This window comes from Catellatospora sp. TT07R-123, assembly GCF_018327705.1.
GTDB lineage: Bacteria > Actinomycetota > Actinomycetes > Mycobacteriales > Micromonosporaceae > Catellatospora.
The window spans coordinates 3,764,493-3,783,326 of sequence record NZ_BNEM01000002.1 but is presented as its reverse complement, the minus strand read 5'-3'; the positions used below and the strand labels follow the sequence as shown (position 1 = coordinate 3,783,326).

Sequence of the window (18,834 nt, the reverse complement as noted above, 5' to 3'; positions counted from 1 at the left end):
GATGATCGATCTGCTGCCGTCGTGGCGGCCCGGGGCGACCCGCGACGCGGTCGAGGCGTTCCTCGCCGCGTCGCGGGACCTGCCCGTCGACCAGCGCGTCGCCGTGCTGGACAACGACGGCACGCTGTGGTGCGAGAAGCCCGGCTACGTCCAGTACGACTTCCTGGTGGCCCAGCTGCACGCCGCCGTGGCCGCCGACCCGTCCGTCGGCGAGCGGACCGAGTACCGGGCGCTGCTGGCACAGGACAAGGCCCTGCTGGGTGAGCTGGGCCTGCAACGGGTGGCGATGGCGCTGCTGGAGCTGTGCGCGGGCGTGACGCCGGAGGAGTTCACCGACCGGGTGCACCGGTTCATGGCCGAGGCCGTGCACACGCGGGGTGTGCCGTACCCGAAGCTGGTCTACCAGCCGATGCGGGAGCTGCTCGGGGCGCTGCGCGCGCACGAGTTCTCGGTGTTCGTGGTGACCGGCGGCGGCACCGAGTTCGTCCGGGCGGTCAGCGCGCAGCTGTACGGCGTCGCACCCGACGACGTCGTCGGCACGCTGGTGGAGTACCACTACGCCGAGCATGACGGCCATCCCGCGCTGGAGCGCACCGCCGAGGCGTACGGCGAGGTCAACGAGGGCCCGGCGAAGGTGGCGCACATCCAGACGCAGCTCGGGCGGCGGCCCGTGTTCGCGGCGGGCAACTCCGGCGGCGACCGGCAGATGCTGGAGTACGCCGCCGCGGCCGGCCCGCCGAGCCTGGCCCTGCTGCTCGACCACGACGACGCCGACCGCGAGTACGCGTACACGTCCAAGGCGGTCTCCTTCGCCGAGACCGAGGCCATCACCGACGTGGCCCGCCGCGAGGGCTGGACGGTGGTCAGCATGCGCGACGACTGGACGCGGATCTTCGCCGCGTGACGCTAGGGTCGGCCCATGCGGTACGACCTGTTGCTGACCGGCGGGCGCGTCCTGGACCCCGGCGGCGGACACGACGCAGTGCTCGACGTCGGGGTGCGCGCCGGGGTGATCGCCGAGGTCGGGGCCGGGCTGCCGCGCGGCGCGGCCCGCGAGGTCGCCGACGCCACCGGCCGCCTGGTCACCCCGGGCCTGGTCGACCTGCACACCCACGTCTTCAACGGCGCCACGTACTGGGGCATCGACCCGGCCCCCACCGCCTGGTGCTCCGGCGTCACCACCTGGGTCGACGCCGGTTCGGCCGGGGCCTACACGCTGCCCGCGCTGCGCGAGGCGGTGCGCGGCCACCGGGTGCGGGTGCCCGTGCTGCTCAACATCAGCGGCCCGGGGCTGGCCGCCGCCACCGGCGAGGCGCGCGACCTGGACAACTGCGACACCGACCTGGCCATCCGCACCATCGAGGCCAACCGGGACCTCGTCGTCGGGATCAAGTCCCGGATCGACCACAACGCCGTCGGCGCGAGCGGGCTGGAGCCGCTGCGCCGGGCGCTGGCCGCCGGCCGCGCCTGCGGCCTGCCGGTGATGGTCCACATCGGGGTCGCCCCGCCCGCGATCGGCGAGATCCTGCCGCTGCTGCGCCCCGGCGACATCGTCACCCACTGCGCCAGCGGGTTCGCCCACGACCCGGCCGCCCTCGACCCCGCCGTGCGCGCCGCGTACGACCGGGGCGTGCTGTTCGACGTCGGGCACGGGGCGGGCGGGTTCGCCTTCGACGTGCTGGAGGCTCAGCTCGCGGCCGGGATGCCGCCGCACACCGTCTCCACCGACCTGCACGGGCGCTCCCAGCACGGCCCGGTCTTCGACCTGCCGACCACGATGGCCAAGCTGCTGGCCGCCGGGATGAGCCTGGAGCAGGTGGTCGCGGCGGCCACGGTCGCCCCGGCACGCGCCCTCGCGCTGCCCGCAGGCCTCGGCACCCTGCGGCCCGGCGCCCCGGCCGACCTGGCCGTCTTCACGGTCGAGCAGGGCGCGTACGAGCTCGCCGACGTGCACGGCCAGCTCCGGACCGCCCCCCTGCGGCTGCGCAACGAGGCGACATACCTGGCCGGGCAGCTGCTTCCGCCTGCGCTGTCCGCCGCCCCCGCCCCGTGGATCCCGCTCACCGACGCGCAGCGCACCGCGCTGGCCGCCCGCGAGCGGGCGATCCGCGCGCTGCTCACCGTGCCGCTCGTCCCGCCCGCCGCCCTCGCCGACCAGTTCCCCCGCCTCCCGCGCTGAGAAGGACACCTCGGTGGCGTCGCGCACCAGCACGTCGTCCTCAGGTGTGAGCCCCCCGCGCCATGAACCTGCACGCGCCTACACCTCATATGGTGTAGCCACACCGCATGAGGTGTACGCGACAGAGCGACCATGCCGTCTCACGGCGTGGGCAGGGCCTGGCCACCGGTTCAGGCGGTCGCCTTTCGATCCCGCCGTGCTCGGCGCGCGATAGTACGGGACGAGCGGGGCGGATATACGGACTTTGCGGTAGGTGGCAGAGATCAGCCAGGTAGCGCGCAGAATGGACGTCTTGGGGCTGGCTCTCCCAGCCGGCGCCCTGGCCCCGTGAGGAGGACGTCATGGGACGCCTCTGTAGTAGAGCCGCCATCCTCGCCACCACCGCGCTCACTGCCGCCGCGCTGGTCGGCGCCCCCGCCGCGTCCGCAGCCGCGGCCGCCACCCGTCCCGGTGCGGTGGAACCCACCCCGGCGATCTGCGCCAAGACCGCCAAGACGGTCGAGGACGGCCTGACCGAGTTCGCCGCGCAGCTGTCAGACGTCACCCAGGCCGCCGATTCCGGCAACCTGACCGGAGCGGAGAAGTCGGTGCGTAAGGCCGGCGACGCCCTGGTCGCGCTCGCCGACGACCTGCGCGCCGACGCGGCCACCGCCGACGCGGCCGACGTACGCAGCACCCTGGGCCAGCTCGCCGACGAGTTCGAGTCGCAGGGCAAGCAGCTGGACACCCTGAAGGACCTGCAGGAGCTCGACGTCTCGCGCATCGACGCCCTGTCCGACCAGATGATCGCCATCTGCGGCGCCTCGACGGCGCCGGTGCCCGACCACACCTGACAGCCGCTCGGGTCGTGCCCGCGCCGGTACGGCTCTAGCATCGTCGCGTGCCGCTTCGCCCCCTGCTGCTCGCGCTCGCCGCCGCGCTCGCCCTGACCGGGTGCGACGCCGCTCCCGCCGCCGCACCCGGCTGGGTGCCCGCGTCGGGTGCGCCCGCCGCCTCCGCCGCGCCCGGCGCCGCCCCGAGCCCGTCCCCGGCCCGCGCGTCCTTCGCGCCGGGCAACCCGAAGGGCGGTGCCGCGGTCCCGGCCGAGGCGCGCGCGGTCGACACCTCGCATCCGACCCGGGTCGTCGGCACCGGAACCCCGGCCAGCTGCACCTCGCAGGCGGTCGTGAAGGCGGTGGCCGCCGGGGGAGTGATCACGTTCGACTGCGGCCCGGACCCGGTGACGATCACGATGGCCGCGACCGCGAAGGTCCGCAACGCCAACGGCCCGCGCATCGTGCTCGACGGCGGCGGCCTGGTCACCCTCAGCGGCGGCGGCAGGCGCCGCATCCTGTACATGAACACCTGCGACCAGGCCCAGGGCTGGACCACCTCGCACTGCCAAGACCAGGACCACCCGCAGCTCACGGTGCAGAACCTGACGTTCGCCGACGGCGACTCCACGGGCGAGACGGCGGAGGGCGGCGGTGGCGGCGCGATCTTCGTACGCGGCGGCCGCTTCAAGATCGTCAACTCCCGGTTCGTCCGCAACCGGTGCGACGGCACCGGCCCGGACCTCGGCGGTGCCGCGGTGCGCGTGCTCAGCCAGTACCACAACCAGCCCGTCTATGTCGTGAGCAGCACCTTCGGCGGTGGCAAGGGGCTGGGCGGCACGTGCGCCAACGGCGGGGCGCTGAGCAGCATCGGGGTCTCGTGGACCGTGCTCAACTGCGTCTTCAGCCACAACTCCGCCATCGGCCGCGGTGCCAACCCGGCCCGGCCCGGCACCCCGGGCGGCGGCAGCGGCGGCGCGATCTACGCCGACGGCAACCTGTTCACGATCCGGGTGGCGGGCACGGTCATCGAGGACAACCACGCCCGCGAGGGCGGCGGCGCGATCTTCTTCGTCAGCAACGACCGCACCGGCACGCTGCGCCTCGAACACTCGACGCTGCGCCGCAACCCCAGCGACGGATTCGAGACCAGGGGCTTTCCGGGCATCTTCTTCCTCGGCGCCCGGCCGCCGACGGTCGTCCGGTGAATGAACAGACCGCCTCGGGCAGCCTGTATGCTGCTAGGCGCCTGGCAGGCACCTCGCGAGATCGGTTCACGACCGGCTGACGGTGCGGCCGGCGCGGACAGCTGATGCAGCCGAGCGGTGCGGGAGCCGAATAACCATGTCGAACGAGATCCTCCTGGTGACCGGCGGTGCCGGCTTCGTGGGCAGCCACCTCATCCGCGAGCTGCTGGCCACCCGTCCCGACGCGCACATCGTCTCGATCGACAACTACTTCACGGGCACGAAGGCCAACGAGATCGTCGACGCCCGGGTCACCTACCTCGAGGGCAGCACGGTCGACGTCGCCAAGATATGGGCCGAGCACGGCTACGCGTCCCCGCGCCAGGTCTTCCACCTGGGGGAGTACGCCCGGATCGTGCAGTCGTTCGCCGAGTTCGACCGCACCTGGGAGTACAACACCCGCGGCACCAAGGAAGTGATCATGTTCTGCGCCGAGCACGGCGCGCGCCTGGTCTACTCCGCGTCCAGCTCGAAGTTCGGCAATGAGGGCAAGGACGAGCACCTCAACCCGTACGCGTGGACCAAGGCCAAGAACGTCGAGCTGATCAAGAACTACGGCGACTGGTACGGCCTCGACTACGTCATCACGTACTTCTACAACGCGTACGGCCCCGGCCAGATCAGCCACGGCACCTACGCCACCGTGATCGGCATCTTCGAGCGGCAGTACCTCGAAGGCAAGCCGCTGACCGTGGTCTCGCCCGGCACCCAGACCCGTGACTTCACCCACATCTCCGACATCGTCGCCGGCGTGCTCGCCGCCGCCGAGGGCGGCAAGGGCGACGGCTACCTGCTCGGCACCGGTCGCGAGTGGGAGGTCCGCGAGGTCGCCGACATGTTCGGCACCGACGTCGAGATGATCCCGGCGCTGCCGGGCGAGCGCACCAAGGGCCGCGCCGACAACGCCAAGGCCCGCGCGCTCGGCTGGGAGCCCAAGGTCGTGCTCAGCGAGTACATCGCCCAGTTCGTGGCGCAGCACCCGCGCGCCTGAGCCGTTCACGCGGCTAGGCTGCGGGTCATGCCCGACCCCCAGGCCGTCACCCGCGCCACCTACGACCACATCGCCGCCGCGTACGCCCAGCAGTTGGGCGGCGTCGACGGCATGGCGCCCGACCGCGAGCGCTTCGCCGCCGCGCTGACCCCGGGGGCGCTGGTCGCCGACATCGGCTGCGGCCCGGGCCACCACGTACGCGCGCTGCGTGAACTCGGCCTGCGCGTGGTCGGGCTGGACCTGTCCGAGGGCCAGCTGCGCGCCTCCGACGGCGTGCCCGGACTGGTGCAGGCCGACATGCTCGAACTGCCGTTCGCCGACAGCACGGTGGACGGGGTGTGGGCCATCGCGTCCCTGCTGCACCTGCCGCGCGAGGTGGCCCCGCGGGCGGTCGCCGAGTTCGCCCGGGTGCTGCGCGACGGTGGGCAGCTGTGGCTGACCGTGGCCGAGGGTGACGGCGAGGGCTTCGAGCCGTCGCACTACGACGACAGCCGGGCGCCGCGCTGGTTCAGCTACTACCGCGAGGACGAGCTGCGCGGCTGGCTGGAGCCCTCCGGCTTCGAGGTGGTGTGGACGCGCCATGGCCAGACCCACCGCTCCTGGCTCTCCCTGCACTGCCGCCGCACCTGACCCCAAAGTCATCAAAGTTGCCGGGCAATCGGGCGTCTCCGGGGTCCGCATTCGCCCCATCGCCCGGCAACTTGAGTGGTGGTTCAGCGGTGGGTCCGTGCTACCAGGCGGCGTTCATGAGGTCGGTGGCGGATTGCTGGCGGGCGGCGTCGGTGCCGTCCAGCGGCCCGGCCCAGCGCAGGCCGTACGCGTCGAGCGGGTTGCGGTCGGCGGCGTACGCCGCGTCGGCGTTGCGGCGCAGGTAGGCCAGGTATGGGCGACCGGACAGGGCGAGGTCGAGCTTGACCAGGCCCCGGGCGAGCACCCCCTTGAACGTCGGTCCGTCGGCGCCGCAGTTGGGTTCACACGGCTCGCGCAGGATGCCGTTGACGTTGAGCGCGGACGACGTGGTCGCCGCGTCGGCCGTGCGGCGCGCGGCGGTCAGCAGCGAGGCGTCCCCGGTGGCCCGGTTCAGCTCGGTCAGGCCCGCGATCAGGGCCCCCTGGTTGTACGACCACGCCGTCGACCCGTTGTTGCGGCAGGTCGACAGGTTGATCCCGTCGTTGACCAGCCCCGCGGAGTTGACCAGCCCGGTGTTCTGGATCCAGGTCCACGTGTTGCGGGCCCGTTGCAGGTATGCGGTGTCGCCCGGGATGCGGTTGTGCAGGGCCGCGTTGAGCTGGAGGAACAGACTGTTGGCGATGGCCGCCTTGTACGTGCGCGCCACGCTCCACCACACTCCGCCGCCGCAGGCGCCGTCCCAGTAGGAGTTCATGTAGTCGGCGTCGGCGCGGGCGGTGTTGAGGTAGCGGCTGTCGCCGGTCGCGTCGTAGGCGTCCACCCAGGCCAGACCCCACCACCCGGTGTCGTCGAGGTAGTCGTTGGTGAAGTTCCCCCGGAACTTGCCGAGGTTCTTGTCGTACGTGTTCGCGATGGCGTAGCGGTAGCTGGGCATGCCGGTCACCCGGACGCCGTCGATGACCGCCGTCAGCGCGTTGGCGCTGTTCCACCAGCCCGTGGTGTCGAACAGGCCGGTGCCGAGGTTGTAGAACTGCATCAGCGCGGTCGCGGCGGCCGTGGCCCGGTTGCCCGCGTTCCAGGTGGTGCGGGCCCAGGCCGTGCACGCCACCTCGGGCCGGTCCCCGGCCTTGCCGCAGGCGCGCAGCGCGCCCACGCCGAGGCTGGCCCAGTCGTCGACGTTGTACATCAGCGTCCGCCAGCCGGTCTGGCCCGAGGGGATCGCGGTGTCGCCGAGCTTGCTGCCGGCGGCCCAGGTGCGGCCGCCGTCCATGGAGCGGTCCAGCCAGACGTGGTCGCCCGGGTTGCCGCCGCCGATGCTGGCCCAGCCCATGGCGTCGGCGTCGTCGAAGTGCAGCACGATGGACCGGCCCCAGACGCCCGCCGTCACCGGCTGCCGGTCGCCGGGTGACAGCGCGGGGTCGCGGGCGTCGCAGTACCGGTTGCAGATGGTCGCAGCCCAGGCCGGGCCGGGGACGGTGAGGACCGCCAGCGTGGCGGTCAACGCTGCCGCGAGGGCAGCACGAAGTGTTCGCATGACTCTCTCCTGAAGGGACGGATCAGGGAAAGAGCGCTCTCTCGACCACGCTAGCCACGGCCGAATCCGTATACAACCCTTTCTATATGCCAGCGTTGGACCGGCGGCCGCTCAGCTCAGCGGTAGCCGAACATCTGGGTCCAGTAGTAGCGGTACGGCCCGCCGGTCGCCCGGCCCACGCCCATCGCCTTGGACGAGCAGTTCAGGATGTTCTCGCGGTGGCCCTTGGAGTTCATCCACTGCTGCATCGTCGCCTTGGCGGTGGCGTTGCCCGCGGCGATGTTCTCCGCCGACGGCGTCGTGTACCCCTGCGCCTTGGCGCGGTCCCACGGGCTCACGCCCTCCGGGGTGTCGTGCGAGAAGTAGGCGCGTTTCGCCATGTCCTCGCTGTGCAGCCGGGCGGCCTTCGCCAGGCGGCTGTCGGCGTGCACCGCGCCGCAGCCGGCCTTCTTCCGCTCGGCGTTGACCAGCGCCAGGATCTGCTCCTCCAGCGTCTGCGGCGCCCGGGGCGTCGGCTTCACCGACGGCGACGCCGACGGGCCGGCCGAGGGCGGGGCCGAGACCTGCGGGGTCGCCGACGGGGGCGCCGAGAGGGTCGCGGCCGGGTCGGCTGAGCCCGCGGCCGCCGATCCCGGCGACAGCGCCGTCGCGCCGTCCGCCTCGCCGCCGCGGGGCGGGGTCAGCACGTACACCCCGACGGCCAGCACCGACACGGCCGTGGCCGCGCCCGCCAGCCGCAGCGCCCACCGGCGCCCGGCGCCGCCGCCGGGCCGGACCACGCCCGCGGTGAAGAGCAACCCCAGCACCGCGTACGCGCTGACCCTGGTACGCAGCCGACGGCAGTGCTCGCACTGGTCGATGTGCCGGTCGACCCGGCCGCGCTCGCGCACGTTCAGCCGCCGGTGGCCCGGGGCGATCGCGTCCAGCCCCGCGCAGCGCCCGTGCTGGCGCGCCACGAGCATGGTGCGCACGGCGCTGCCCAGCGCCTTGCGGGAGCGGTGCACCAGCACCGCCGCGTGGGCCGAGCCGACGCCCAGCACCTCGCCGACCTCGCGGCTGGACAGGTCCCAGCGCAGCGTCAGCTCCAGCACCGCCCGCTGCCGGGGTTCCAGCGCGTGCGCGGCGTTCCAGACCAGCTCGTACGCCTCCCGCTGCTCGGCCGCGAGCTCGGGCCGCCGCGCCCGGTCGTCGTCGGTGAGCAGCTCCTCCGGCAACGGCCCCGGAGCCACCCGGCCCGCCGCCGACATCGCCCGCCGGTACGCGATCGAGAACAGCCACGTCTTCAGCGCCGCCGGGTCGCGCAGCTTCGCCAGGTCCCGCCAGGCCACCAGGAACGTCTCCTGCACGACGTCCTCGGCCGTGTGCACGTCGCCGACCTGCCGGATCACGAACCCGAGCAGCCCCGGCCGATACTGCCGGTAGAGCCGGTCGAACGCGTCCCGGTCACCGGCGAGCGCGCCCCGAGCCAGCGATGTGTCAGACCGCATGACAGCCTCCTGGAAGAGCGGTGGTCCCAGTAGGTCCCGCCACAGCGCCCGCCATTACACCCCCGCGCCAACTTTTTGTCGACCGCGCCCGCGCCACGCCGCGGTGGTGTGCAGTTTCGGGGAAACTGCCGGAATCTTGGCCGCGATTCCGGCACTTTCCCCGAAAATCCAGGCTGGTCCGAGCGGTGGGCGAGGGTGCGTGCGTTCGCTAGGGTGCCGATCATGAGCGGGTCCGGGAAGTCCAGCAGCCCTGTCGAGCACGTCGGCGGCAGGGCGCCGGAGCGGTTCGGCTGGCTCTGGGGGCTGGCCGGGTTCGCGGGGGTGGCCGGGGTCATCGCCGCCTACGTCCTGTTCGGCGCCTCCGCCCGAGCGGCACTGCTCGGCTTCGCCTGCGACGTGACCGCCTGCTCGACCGTCGGCATGACCGCGGCCGGCTGGCTGGTCGTCTCGCTGGCGGCGGTGGCGCTGCCCGCGGTCGGCCTGTGCTGGGCCAGGTCCGGGCCGATCGCCCGACGGGCCCTGGCCGCCGCCGCGGTGGCGGCCGTGGCGCTGCCGTTGCTGTTCCTGCCCGGCCGGCGGCGGAGCATGTCGGACATGATCTCCGGCCCCGGCGCCGACCAGTTCGGCAGCGGCTTCATGTGGGCCCTGGGCGGCATCGGCGCCGTCATCGCGGCCCTGCTCGTGCTCGCGGCGGTGTCGGGCAAGGCTCGGGCGGTGAACCGGAACTTCAACGCGATCGCCGGGGTCCTGGGAGCCGCGCTGATGGTGGCCGCCCTGCCCGTGGCCGTCGCGAACACCTACCCGACCTACGTGCGGGCCGACGAGATCTTCCCGGCGGTCCTGACCATGAACGGCGACACCCTCACCCGCACCAGCGCCTCGGACCAGCGCGGCTGCGACGGCGTACTGCCCGACGACGCCTTGCTGAACCGGGAGAACTGCTACCTGACCGTGCGCGCCGCGTTCACCACGGACGACAGCGACGCCGTGGTGACGTTCCGGGCGGTGCTCTACCGCGACGACGAGACCGCCGACGCCGTACGCGCGGGGCTGCCGAGCGGAATGGACCTCGCGGAGACGACCGGCGACGCGTCGACGACCTTCTCCACGAACGGTCCGTGGGTGCTGCTGGGCAGCGCCGCCCACGCGGACGGGCACGAGGTCGGCACGGGCGAACGCAACTGGGTGCTGTGGCCGCTGAGGCAGGTCTCGTACCACTTCATCGGCGCCCAGGCGGGCATCTTCATCGACCCCGACCCGAAGGACGAGATCCACCCGCGCACGCCCTGACCGGCAGACGCGGGTCAGCGCAGCGCGGCGAGCGGGCTGACGGCAGGGGCCGGGACGGGCTGCGGGGCGGGCGCGGTCTGCTCGCCGAGCAGCACCCGGCGTACGGTGCGCTCGCTGGCGCGGCCGTCCTCCAGGGCGCAGAAGCGGTCGCGGAAGGCGGTGCGGGCCCGGCGGGCCGCGGCGTCGTCGACGGCGCCCGTCCGGAAGCGCTCGACCAGCTCCTCCTGCGTGGTCACGACGACACCGGGGGAGTCCTCGAAGACGTCGAAGTAGACGCCGCGCTTGGTGCGGTACTGCTCCCAGTCGGACGCGAAGACGACGATCGGCCGGTCCAGGATCGCGTAGTCGAACATCGTCGACGAGTAGTCGGTGATCAGGACGTCCGCCGCCAGGTACAGGTCCTCGACGACCGGGTACGCGGTGACGTCGACGACCTGGGCCGACCCGGTGCCCGCCGCCTGCGCGGGCGGCTCGTAGAAGTAGTGGGTGCGCAGCAGGATCGTCGTGCCGGGGCCGAGCGCCTCGGCCAGCGCGGCGACGTCGAGGTGGCCCGCGAACCGGTTCGCGGTGCCGCCCCGGTGGGTCGGCGTGTAGAGGACGACCTGCTGGGCGGGCTCGATGCCGAGCAGGGCCCGCACGCGCGCGCCGTGCTCCGGCCCGGCGTTGACCAGGATGTCGTTGCGCGGGTAGCCGTACTCCAGCGACTCGAAGGCGCCCGGGTAGGCGGTGCCCCACGCCTCGGTGGAATGCGGGTTGGCGGCGATGCTGAAGTCCCACCGGCCGACCCGCTGGAGCAGCTCCGCGTGGTCGCGACCCACGGGGCGCCCCGCGTGGGCGAAGCTGTCGATGCCCATGAGCTTGAGCGGGGTGCCGTGGTGGGTCTGCACGTGCACGCTGCCGCGCCGCTTCACCACGTAGTCGGCGAAGTTCACGTTGCCGATGAAATAGGCGCCCCGGGCCATGATCCAGAAGTACTGGAGCGTCTCCTCCACGACGTACGAGACGCCGTCGGGCATGCCCGTGGCGCCCTCCTTCGTGACGACCCAGACGCCCCGGATGCGCGGCGCGAGGTCCCGGGCCTTCTCGTAGATCGCGGCCGGGTTGCACCGGTAGCCGCGGCCCCAGTACGCCGTGTAGACGGCCAGGTACGGGTCGACCGGCAGCAGGAGGAAGAGCCGGTAGCAGAGGTACTTCACGGCACGGAACGCCTGCCGGGCCAGGCTGCGCAGCTTCGGCACCAGGCGACCCAACGAACTGACCCCCGACATGCCGACCCCTATCGCACCAGAGTGAACAGAAGGTATCAGCTCGTCGGCGCCAGGGAGAAGGGCCGGTGCCGGGGGTACGGCCCGACGCACCGGCCTTGGCGCCGTGTGCCACCCTCTGCTCCGTGACCCCGCCGCACCCCACACAGACCGCCAGGCTCCACGGGCTCGCCGCAGGAGCCCTGTGCACGGGCATACTCGGCCTGATCGTGCAGGTCAGCCTCAGCCCCGGCGACGACGAGTGGCAGCCGGCGGTGCAGTGGCTGATCGTCGTCTCGTTCGCCCTGTTCCTGCTCGCCTGTGCCGCCGGGATCTTCGGCTGGCTGATGCGCGAGCACGAGATCTGGCGGCAGGGCGGCGGCGTCGAACAGGGCGTCGCCCGCGCGAAGGAGAAGGCCGAGGCGCAGGCGCGGGCCTACGCCGAGCAGACGGCCTGGAGCACCCAGCCGCGATACGCCGACGAGGCCGAGCGGCGCGACGGCTAGCCGCGGACCAGGGGCATGTCGGCCCCGCGTGGCAAGCTGGACGGGTGAACCGGGACGACCTCGTACGGCTGCGCCGTGCCCGCGACCGGATGGACCGCGACTTCGCCGAGCCCCTCGACGTGCCCGCGCTGGCGCGGGAGGCGCTCATGTCGGCGGGCCACTTCCAGCGCAGCTTCCGGGCCGCCTTCGGCGAGACGCCGTACAGCCATCTCATGACCCGGCGGATCGAGCGCGCCAAGGCGCTGCTGCGCCGGGGCGACCTCAGCGTCACCGAGGTCTGCTTCGCCGTCGGCTGCACCTCGCTCGGCTCGTTCAGCTCCCGCTTCACGGAGCTGGTCGGCGAGACCCCGAGCGCCTACCGGGGCCGTACGCACGAGCAGGCCGCCGCCATCCCCGCCTGCTTCACGAAGGTCCACACCCGGCCGGTCCGCAACGGCTGAACCCGCCGCGGCCGATAACGTGAGCCGTATGGACTTCCGGGTTTCGCACTGCTTCATCCTGGTCGACGACCATGAGAAGGCGCTGGGCTTCTACCGCGACGCGCTCGGCTGCGCGGTGCGCAACGACGTGCGGTTCGAGGGTATGCGCTGGGTGACGGTCGTGCCGCCGGGGCAGCCCGAGCTGGAGATCACGATCGAGACCGTCGACTCGTACCCGGGCACCTCGCCCGAGGACAAGCAGAAGCTGTCCGAGCTGCTGGCCAAGGGCCTGCTGCGTGGGCTGATCTTCATGACCGAGGACGTCGACGCCGCGTTCGAGCGCATCCGCGCGACCGGCGCCGAGGTGGTCCAGGAGCCGATGGACCAGGCGTACGGCGTGCGCGACTGCGCCTTCCGGGATCCGGCCGGGAACATGATCCGCATCAACCAGCCCGCGAAGTACCCGCCGGGCCGCGGCTGAGCCCGGATCACGCGCCGCTGCCGGCCGGCCCCAGGATGATCCGTTCGGCGTGGTGCGGATGCCAGACCATCGGCCCCACCCAGCCGCTGACGACCCGTGCCACCTGGCCTTTGAGCGGCTCGGCGGGCCAGATCGCGCGGCCGTGCTCCCAGGCGAGCAGGAGGCCCTCGGTGGTGTGCGGATCGTTGAGCACCAGCGCGCAGCGCTTGCGCGACCGGGTCCAGGTGTTCCAGATCGCCCAGCCGCCGGGCTGCGGTTTCAGGTACAGGCCGGCGCAGACCTGCTCGTACGTGTAGTCCGCGGTCGGCGGCATCGCCTCCGGCCGCAGCACCAGCACGCCCGCGACGTCACGCAGCCTCGACTCGTCGTCGAGGCATCCGTCGCCGTCGAAGTGGAAGTGCTGGAGCACCATCGCGATCTCCCGCAGCGCGAGTGCGACCGGCCCGGCGTCGGCCGAGGGCTCCAGCACCTCCCAGCCCTCGTCGTACGCCGTCGCGACCAGCCGGTTCGCCAGGAACTCGACCTGGCGCAGGTAATCCATGTCGGTGAAAGTCACGGCCGCACTCTGGCAGCGCCGGCGACCAGCCGCACCCGAATATCGGCCGGCCGCAGGTTGCCCGGTCGCCCGGTGCGCAGTGCTCTCGGGCGCGGGCCGGACCGCTCAGGCGCGGGTCAGCGCGACGCCATGACCTGCTGGACGGCGTGCCAGAGCCTGCGGAGCTGCGCCGATCGCTGGACGGCGGCCGACCAGGCCAGCTCGATGTCGGAGCGCAGCCGCAGCAACCGCTGCTCGCCCTGGCCGTCGGGCGCCGCCCCGATGCCCGGAGGCCGCAGCCGCCTGCCGTCCGCCGTGCAGATCAGCAGCGCGTCGCGCCACGGCTCACGCTCCCAGCGGACCTCGGTCAGCTCGCCCCACGCGACCGTGTGCCGCCGCGCCGCCGTACGGACGACCAGCCCGTCGGCGCCGACCTCGGTGTACGGCACGAGCACGCCCCAGACGAATCCCACCGCCACGGCGCTGAACGTCCACAGTATGAGCGCGGTACGCAGCGTCGCGTCGGACGCGGTGGAAGCCACGACCGCCATCGCGACGAACGCGGCGGCAACCCCGACGGCGAGCCAGCGCAGATACAGCGGCGGCCGGTGGCGGCGTGCGGCGATCGGCGCGGTCGCGGCCGCAAGGGCGCCCGGTCGCAGGGTCCGGTCGGCCGGGTCGAACGACGCCCGGTAGCGCCGGGCCCGCTTCGCCTCCCGGTGCCGCACCACGCCGACGAGCAGCCCCGTGACGGCTCCGGCGGCCGCGTGATCGAGGGCTCCGTCACCGGTGGCGATCCCGGCGAGTGCGCCCAGGACCGCGCCCAGCGACACGGTGACGGCGAGCCTCGCCCACAGGCTGCGCCGGGGGTTCGCCTCGTCGGGGGTGTCGGTGGAGGTCACGGCGGGCATGATGGCACAGGCCGGCAACGGGCTGCCTGCGGTGGCCGCCCGGCGGCCGGCCCGGAACCTCGGACGGGGAGCAGTAGTGGGGATCGACGTCATCCTGGCGCGGCGCACCCGTACGGGCACCGGCCCCAGGCGCGCCGAGGTCAAGGAGGTCGACTTCGTCGCCGCCTCCGGCGACGTCGTCGAGCGGATCCTGGCCGCGGTATGGGACTCCGGACGCACCCCGATGCTCGATCGGGCCGATCCCGTCGGCGATCTCATCCTGACCTCTGCGGAGATGGACCAGCTGCGCGCCGAACTGGAGATCCTGCGGGAAGCCGTGCCGGCGAGGGACGTCTCCGTGGTGGAAGCCATGCTGCGGCTGGCCCGGCTGTGCCAGGAGCACCCGGACCTGGAGATCTGGTTCCAGGGCGACTGACGTCGCGAGGCGGCCCCGCGACGGAGCGTATGTCTGATCGGTGTTCCCAACGGCCTTGAAATCCTTATTCAATGGCTTCTATAAGGCTTTTCAAAGACGCCTAGATGGTGCTGGATTACGCAGTTGGCCTGGGAATATGTAGCATCGGCGCGGTGTACCGCCCGCACAGCCACCACCCGATCGAGCGCATGCAATGGATGGACGCCCTGCGTGCCGTCGCCGCCGGATCGGTAGTCGTCTTCCACCTCGTCAGCTATGGCTTCCCCGCCCTGCGCCCGTCGTGGCTGATCGAGCACATCGACCTCGGGCGGTACGGCGTACTGCTGTTCTTCCTGGTGAGCGGCTACGTGATCTCCATGGCGCTGGAGCGCTACCGCCACCTGGGCGCCTTCTGGATCGGGCGGGTGCTGCGGCTCTATCCCGCCTATCTCGTGTCCGCCCTGGCGATGGTCGCGGTGCTGCTGACCGGCTTCCGGCCGTACGCGGGCTGGGAGGTCGGGCACCCGGCGGTCTCGGTGCTGTCACACGCCGCGATGCTCGGCGAGTTCACGGGCGCGTCACCGGTCCTGGGCGTGTACTGGACCCTGTCCTACGAGATGGTCTTCTACCTCGTGGTATCGGCCCTGTTCGTGGTCGGGCTGCAACGGCGGATGCACTGGTGGGCGCTCGGGCTCGCGGCTGTGGCGCTGCTGGGCGGCGGGGTGCTGCCGGACGCCCTGATCGGCACCGAGCCGAGCAGCCGGATCCTCGTGGCGGCCGCGCTGCTCCTGCTGCTGGCCGGAAGCGTCGCGGCCTACGTCTGGGGCGGTCGGCGGGTGGCGGTGCTCGCCGCGCTCGGTGGCTTCGCACTGCTCGGCTTCATCGCGCTGAACGGGCGGCTCTGGCCGAGGACCCAGGCCGTCGCCTCGTGGAACGTGCTGACCTTCCTGGCGGTCATGTTCGCCGGCGGCGTCATCTTCCACGCCCACCGGGGCACGCTCCGCCGGTCGTACGCGATCACGGTGCTCGCCGTGGTCCTGGCGCAGATCGTCGGTGCGACGTGGCTGCATCTGGCGCACCAGCCGTGGAGCGAGTCACGGCTCGCTGCGGCCCGCGAGGGCTCGCTGACGACGCTGCTCGCGGTCGTCGTCACCTTCGGCGTCTTCTTCGCGCTGCGCGATCGGAGCTTCCCTCGGGCGCTGACCTGGATGGGCCAGGTCAGCTACTCCGCCTACCTCTTCCACAACGTCATCCTCTTCGCGCTGATGACGTCGGTCCAGACGTGGCGGATGAGCCCGTGGCGGCAGCTCCTGCTGTTCGTGGTGACGGTCGCGGTCATCCTCGCGGTCTCCGGGCTCTCCTACCGGTTCGTCGAGCGGCCCGGTCAGACCGTGGCCAAGCGGCTCTCCCGCCGCTTCCGGGAGGCCGGCTCCCCACCGCCGCATCAGCTCGCGCCGGTGGCGGCAGAGTACGGCGAGCCCGACCCGCCAGCCGAGGGCGTGCGCGCGAGAGTTCTCGCAGGCTGACGACCGGAGAACTGCCGCACGATCTTCGGAACATCCTGCGGCCGGCGGTATAATGATCTCGATTGCTCGGTTCCGCAGTGTCCCGAATGGAATCGGGGCAGGCGAACACGTGCCGGCTCCAGCAAGTCCGATCCCGGAGTCGGCGAGAATCCAGGCCGATCCGCTTTCATTAGATCGACCATCGTCGGTGCGCTCAAACTCCGCTCATGGCCAAATCCTCCATCCGGAGGTGTTCGATGTCTGGAGCAACCACACCCATCGGTCGGCGACTCAGGATCGCGGCGATGACGTCCACCCTGCTTGGCGCGCTGCTGGCAGGAGTACCCACCTACGTGCAGCCAGCGTCGGCCGCGCAGTCAGCCCCCGTCGCGCTAGTCGCCGCGGAGCCGAAGCCGGATCCCGGTGATCAGTGGACGCCGAATTCCGGCGGTCAGCCGAAGCCGGATCCCGGTGATCAGTGGACGCCGAATTCCGGCGGTCAGCCGAAACCGGATCCTGGCGACCAGTGGACGCCGGATTCGGGTGGTCAGCAGCAGGCGGGTTCCGGTGATCAGTGGACGCCGGACCAGGGTTCCTCCGATGCCGCGAGGGGAGGCGCCCAGTGGGACTGACGCGACCGAGTCCTTACCGGGGTTCGCCCAGGTGTCCCGGCAGGGCGCTGCGCGACTTCGGCGCCTACGACGCGCTGGGCCACAGGTGGAAACCTCGGAACGGGCGGCCGTAGGCGGTCCGGCGAAGCCGGACACAGCCGTACATACGCTGAAGCCACTGATCTGGTCTACCCAGTTCAGTGGCTTCTTTGTGCGGGTGGAATGTGGTGCCCCCGGCAGGATTCGAACCTGCGCCCCCGCCTCCGGAGGGCGGTGCTCTATCCCCTGAGCTACGGGGGCTCAGCGACCGACAAAGAGTAGCAGGGTCGGCTGCCCGGTGCCGAATCGGTATCCGCCGCCCGTGTCGCGCCCGCCCACCGCCGTTTGATCGCCGCTTCCGGTCAAGACGTGCGCCACGAGCCGCGATTCTGACCGCAAACAGTGATCGCGCCCCCGCCCCCGCCGCCCGCGGCGCCCACGCCGCCGCCCCGCCCCGCGGTGCCCGCCCCACCCACGCAGAAGCCCCGCCGGGCCGAGGCCCGGCGGGGCTTGCGCGAACCACCGCTCAGCTGAAGCCGAGCACCTGCTGGAGTTGCTGCATGGCGGCGATCTCGCCCTGCTGGCCGGCCTTCATCGAACCGGCGAGCCAGACCACGTCCGGCTGGTCGGTCGCAGCCAGGACGCCGTCGACCATGTGCACGCCGCCCAGGTGATGCTTGATCATCATCTGGAGGAACAGCCGGTCGACGTCACGCCCGGTGGCCTTGTCCAGGGCGGTCATCTCCTCCGGCGTGGCCATGCCGGGCATGAGGTTGCCCTCGACCCCGCCGTTGGCGTCCGGCATCCAGGCCATGGGCTTGGCGGCGGTGTTCACGTTGAGGCCCCAGTCGCGCAGCCACTGGCGCATCATGCCGATCTGGCTCTGCTGGGTGAGCGCGATGTCGGCGCCGAGCGAGCGCACCGCGGGCGAGGTCGCCCGGTCCGCCGCGATCATGCCCATGGCGACGGCCTGGGCATGGTGGGAGGACATGTCGCGGGCGAACCCGGCGGCGGCGGAGTCGTCGGCGGGCAGGCTGGCGCGGTGCACCAGGTTGGTGCCGACGAAGCCGATGGCGAGGCCGAGCAGCAGGGCGACCAGCCCGGCGAGGCCGATCCTGCGCCAGCGGCCGGGGCTGGTCGTCTCCTCGACCATGCTCAGCTGCCCTGCCCGCTGGACATCGCCTGGACCTGCTCCTGGGTCAGCGGAGTGACACCGGTGGCGGTGTTGCCGCCGGAGCAGGCGACGCCGGGCTCGACGGTGGCGTTGACGCGCAGGTCGGTGATGAAGTCGTCGATGCGCTTGTCGTCGGCGTTGTCGACCTTCAGCTGGAAGCCCCAGGCCTGGAGCGAGATCGGCTTGTCCAGCTTGTCGATCGGGCTCATGAGCGTGTAGTCCTTGCCCGCGATCTTGGCCTTGAGCTTCTCGACCTGGTCGGCGGGCAGGTCGCTGCGGTAGGCGATCCACACGGCGCCGTGCTCCAGGCTGTGCACGGCGTGCTCGCTCGGGATGGGCGCGTCATAGACGTTGCCCGAGCACTGCTGCCAGACCTCGTTGTGGTTGCCGCCGACGGGCGGGCTCTGCTTGTAGGTCAGCGAGCCGTACTGGTGCTGCCGGGTCAGGTCGGCGGCGTTGGTCTCGCGGTAGTCGACGATGCCGGGGATCGCCTTGGCGGCGCCCTCCCAGTCGAACGGGGGCTTGAACGCCTGCCACGCGCCGTAGCCGATGATGCCCGCGGCGAGCAGGCCGACCGAGGTGAACAGGGCGATCGGGCCCCAGTTGCGACCCTGGTTGACCTTGACGGGCGCGATCGGCTTGCCCTTCGGGCCCCTGGGCGGGGTCTTCGCACCGGCCGTGGTCTTCTCGCCGGGCTTGGCACCGGGCTTGCCGCCGACCTTCACAACGTTGGGGCGGTGCTGTTCGCCGCCCTGCGTGCTGATGCTCATCGTGGTGTCCGTCACATCGAGGGGTGGGCGCGCCCGCCATGTGGTGGGACGCAGAGGGCCGAAGTCTACCCGGTT

General features: G+C 72.1%; 20 protein-coding genes and 1 tRNA gene. 13 read left to right on the top strand and 8 right to left on the bottom strand.

The window, feature by feature from the left end; all coding sequences use genetic code 11:
* The first annotated feature begins 1 nt into the window (after position 1).
* The 6 genes from Cs7R123_RS36705 to Cs7R123_RS36680 all read left to right on the top strand — a co-directional run bounded on the left by Cs7R123_RS36705 (position 2) and on the right by Cs7R123_RS36680 (position 5,859).
* The gene (locus Cs7R123_RS36705; protein ID WP_212833492.1) at positions 2–904 is read left to right on the top strand and encodes an HAD family phosphatase; all 903 of its coding nucleotides are present in this window, start codon (positions 2–4) and stop codon (positions 902–904) included.
* 15 nt (positions 905–919) lie between these two features.
* Entirely contained in the window at positions 920–2,179 is a 1,260-nt protein-coding gene (locus Cs7R123_RS36700; RefSeq protein ID WP_212833490.1) for an amidohydrolase/deacetylase family metallohydrolase, read from the top strand.
* A gap of 341 nt (positions 2,180–2,520) precedes the next feature.
* Positions 2,521–3,012: a hypothetical protein gene (locus Cs7R123_RS36695; protein ID WP_212833488.1), complete on the top strand. Its 492-nt coding sequence runs from the start codon at positions 2,521–2,523 to the stop codon at positions 3,010–3,012.
* A gap of 47 nt (positions 3,013–3,059) precedes the next feature.
* Positions 3,060–4,199: a hypothetical protein gene (locus tag Cs7R123_RS36690; protein ID WP_244872372.1), complete on the top strand. Its 1,140-nt coding sequence runs from the start codon at positions 3,060–3,062 to the stop codon at positions 4,197–4,199.
* Positions 4,200–4,335: 136 nt separating this feature from the next.
* On the top strand, positions 4,336–5,229 hold the full coding sequence (locus tag Cs7R123_RS36685) for an NAD-dependent epimerase/dehydratase family protein (RefSeq protein WP_212833486.1): 894 nt from the start codon (positions 4,336–4,338) through the stop codon (positions 5,227–5,229).
* A gap of 27 nt (positions 5,230–5,256) precedes the next feature.
* The gene (locus Cs7R123_RS36680; protein ID WP_212833484.1) at positions 5,257–5,859 is read left to right on the top strand and encodes a class I SAM-dependent methyltransferase; all 603 of its coding nucleotides are present in this window, start codon (positions 5,257–5,259) and stop codon (positions 5,857–5,859) included.
* 100 nt (positions 5,860–5,959) lie between these two features.
* Here Cs7R123_RS36680 and Cs7R123_RS36675 read toward each other — a convergent pair whose 3' ends face one another.
* Together Cs7R123_RS36675 and Cs7R123_RS36670 are read right to left on the bottom strand one after the other, a co-directional pair.
* Positions 5,960–7,393 (bottom strand): glycoside hydrolase family 76 protein, encoded by a 1,434-nt coding sequence (locus tag Cs7R123_RS36675; protein ID WP_212833482.1) that lies wholly within the window; start codon positions 7,391–7,393, stop codon positions 5,960–5,962.
* 116 nt (positions 7,394–7,509) lie between these two features.
* A complete protein-coding gene (locus Cs7R123_RS36670) occupies positions 7,510–8,880 on the bottom strand; it encodes a sigma-70 family RNA polymerase sigma factor (RefSeq protein ID WP_212833481.1) in 1,371 nt (456 codons plus the stop codon).
* A gap of 222 nt (positions 8,881–9,102) precedes the next feature.
* On the opposite strand from Cs7R123_RS36670, the gene Cs7R123_RS36665 reads away from it, so the two are divergent.
* Positions 9,103–10,170 carry a hypothetical protein gene (locus Cs7R123_RS36665; protein ID WP_212833479.1) on the top strand — a complete coding sequence of 356 codons (1,068 nt, stop codon included), beginning with the start codon at positions 9,103–9,105 and terminating at the stop codon, positions 10,168–10,170.
* 14 nt (positions 10,171–10,184) lie between these two features.
* Here the strand turns inward: Cs7R123_RS36665 and Cs7R123_RS36660 are convergent, their stop codons facing one another.
* Positions 10,185–11,408: a CDP-glycerol glycerophosphotransferase family protein gene (locus tag Cs7R123_RS36660; protein WP_212833477.1), complete on the bottom strand. Its 1,224-nt coding sequence runs from the start codon at positions 11,406–11,408 to the stop codon at positions 10,185–10,187.
* A 152-nt stretch (positions 11,409–11,560) separates the two neighbouring features.
* Here Cs7R123_RS36660 and Cs7R123_RS36655 point away from each other — a divergent pair, with 152 nt between their 5' ends.
* The 3 genes from Cs7R123_RS36655 to Cs7R123_RS36645 all read left to right on the top strand — a co-directional run bounded on the left by Cs7R123_RS36655 (position 11,561) and on the right by Cs7R123_RS36645 (position 12,820).
* On the top strand, positions 11,561–11,920 hold the full coding sequence (locus Cs7R123_RS36655) for a hypothetical protein (RefSeq protein ID WP_212833475.1): 360 nt from the start codon (positions 11,561–11,563) through the stop codon (positions 11,918–11,920).
* Between the two features lie 89 nt (positions 11,921–12,009).
* Positions 12,010–12,360, top strand: a complete 351-nt coding sequence (locus Cs7R123_RS36650; RefSeq protein ID WP_212834961.1) for a helix-turn-helix transcriptional regulator — start codon at positions 12,010–12,012, stop codon at positions 12,358–12,360.
* 28 nt (positions 12,361–12,388) lie between these two features.
* Positions 12,389–12,820 carry a VOC family protein gene (locus Cs7R123_RS36645; protein ID WP_212833473.1) on the top strand — a complete coding sequence of 144 codons (432 nt, stop codon included), beginning with the start codon at positions 12,389–12,391 and terminating at the stop codon, positions 12,818–12,820.
* 7 nt (positions 12,821–12,827) lie between these two features.
* Here Cs7R123_RS36645 and Cs7R123_RS36640 read toward each other — a convergent pair whose 3' ends face one another.
* Both Cs7R123_RS36640 and Cs7R123_RS36635 read right to left on the bottom strand, forming a co-directional pair.
* Positions 12,828–13,376 (bottom strand): hypothetical protein, encoded by a 549-nt coding sequence (locus Cs7R123_RS36640; protein ID WP_212833471.1) that lies wholly within the window; start codon positions 13,374–13,376, stop codon positions 12,828–12,830.
* Between the two features lie 116 nt (positions 13,377–13,492).
* Positions 13,493–14,257, bottom strand: coding sequence for a PH domain-containing protein (locus tag Cs7R123_RS36635; RefSeq protein ID WP_212833469.1), 765 nt, complete (start codon positions 14,255–14,257; stop codon positions 13,493–13,495).
* Between the two features lie 85 nt (positions 14,258–14,342).
* Here Cs7R123_RS36635 and Cs7R123_RS36630 point away from each other — a divergent pair, with 85 nt between their 5' ends.
* The 3 genes from Cs7R123_RS36630 to Cs7R123_RS36620 all read left to right on the top strand — a co-directional run bounded on the left by Cs7R123_RS36630 (position 14,343) and on the right by Cs7R123_RS36620 (position 16,797).
* Positions 14,343–14,681, top strand: coding sequence for a hypothetical protein (locus Cs7R123_RS36630; protein ID WP_212833467.1), 339 nt, complete (start codon positions 14,343–14,345; stop codon positions 14,679–14,681).
* 152 nt (positions 14,682–14,833) lie between these two features.
* Positions 14,834–16,186: an acyltransferase gene (locus Cs7R123_RS36625; RefSeq protein ID WP_212833465.1), complete on the top strand. Its 1,353-nt coding sequence runs from the start codon at positions 14,834–14,836 to the stop codon at positions 16,184–16,186.
* 284 nt (positions 16,187–16,470) lie between these two features.
* Entirely contained in the window at positions 16,471–16,797 is a 327-nt protein-coding gene (locus tag Cs7R123_RS36620; RefSeq protein WP_212833463.1) for a hypothetical protein, read from the top strand.
* Positions 16,798–17,001: 204 nt separating this feature from the next.
* On the opposite strand, the gene Cs7R123_RS36615 is transcribed toward Cs7R123_RS36620, so the two are convergent.
* From Cs7R123_RS36615 to Cs7R123_RS36605, 3 genes are all read right to left on the bottom strand, one after another.
* Positions 17,002–17,076: transfer RNA gene (locus tag Cs7R123_RS36615), tRNA-Arg, on the bottom strand.
* A gap of 265 nt (positions 17,077–17,341) precedes the next feature.
* Positions 17,342–17,968: a DUF305 domain-containing protein gene (locus tag Cs7R123_RS36610; protein WP_212833461.1), complete on the bottom strand. Its 627-nt coding sequence runs from the start codon at positions 17,966–17,968 to the stop codon at positions 17,342–17,344.
* A 2-nt stretch (positions 17,969–17,970) separates the two neighbouring features.
* Complete coding sequence (locus tag Cs7R123_RS36605; protein ID WP_212833459.1) at positions 17,971–18,759, bottom strand: DUF3105 domain-containing protein; 789 nt, start codon at positions 18,757–18,759, stop codon at positions 17,971–17,973.
* Between the last annotated feature and the right edge of the window lie 75 nt (positions 18,760–18,834).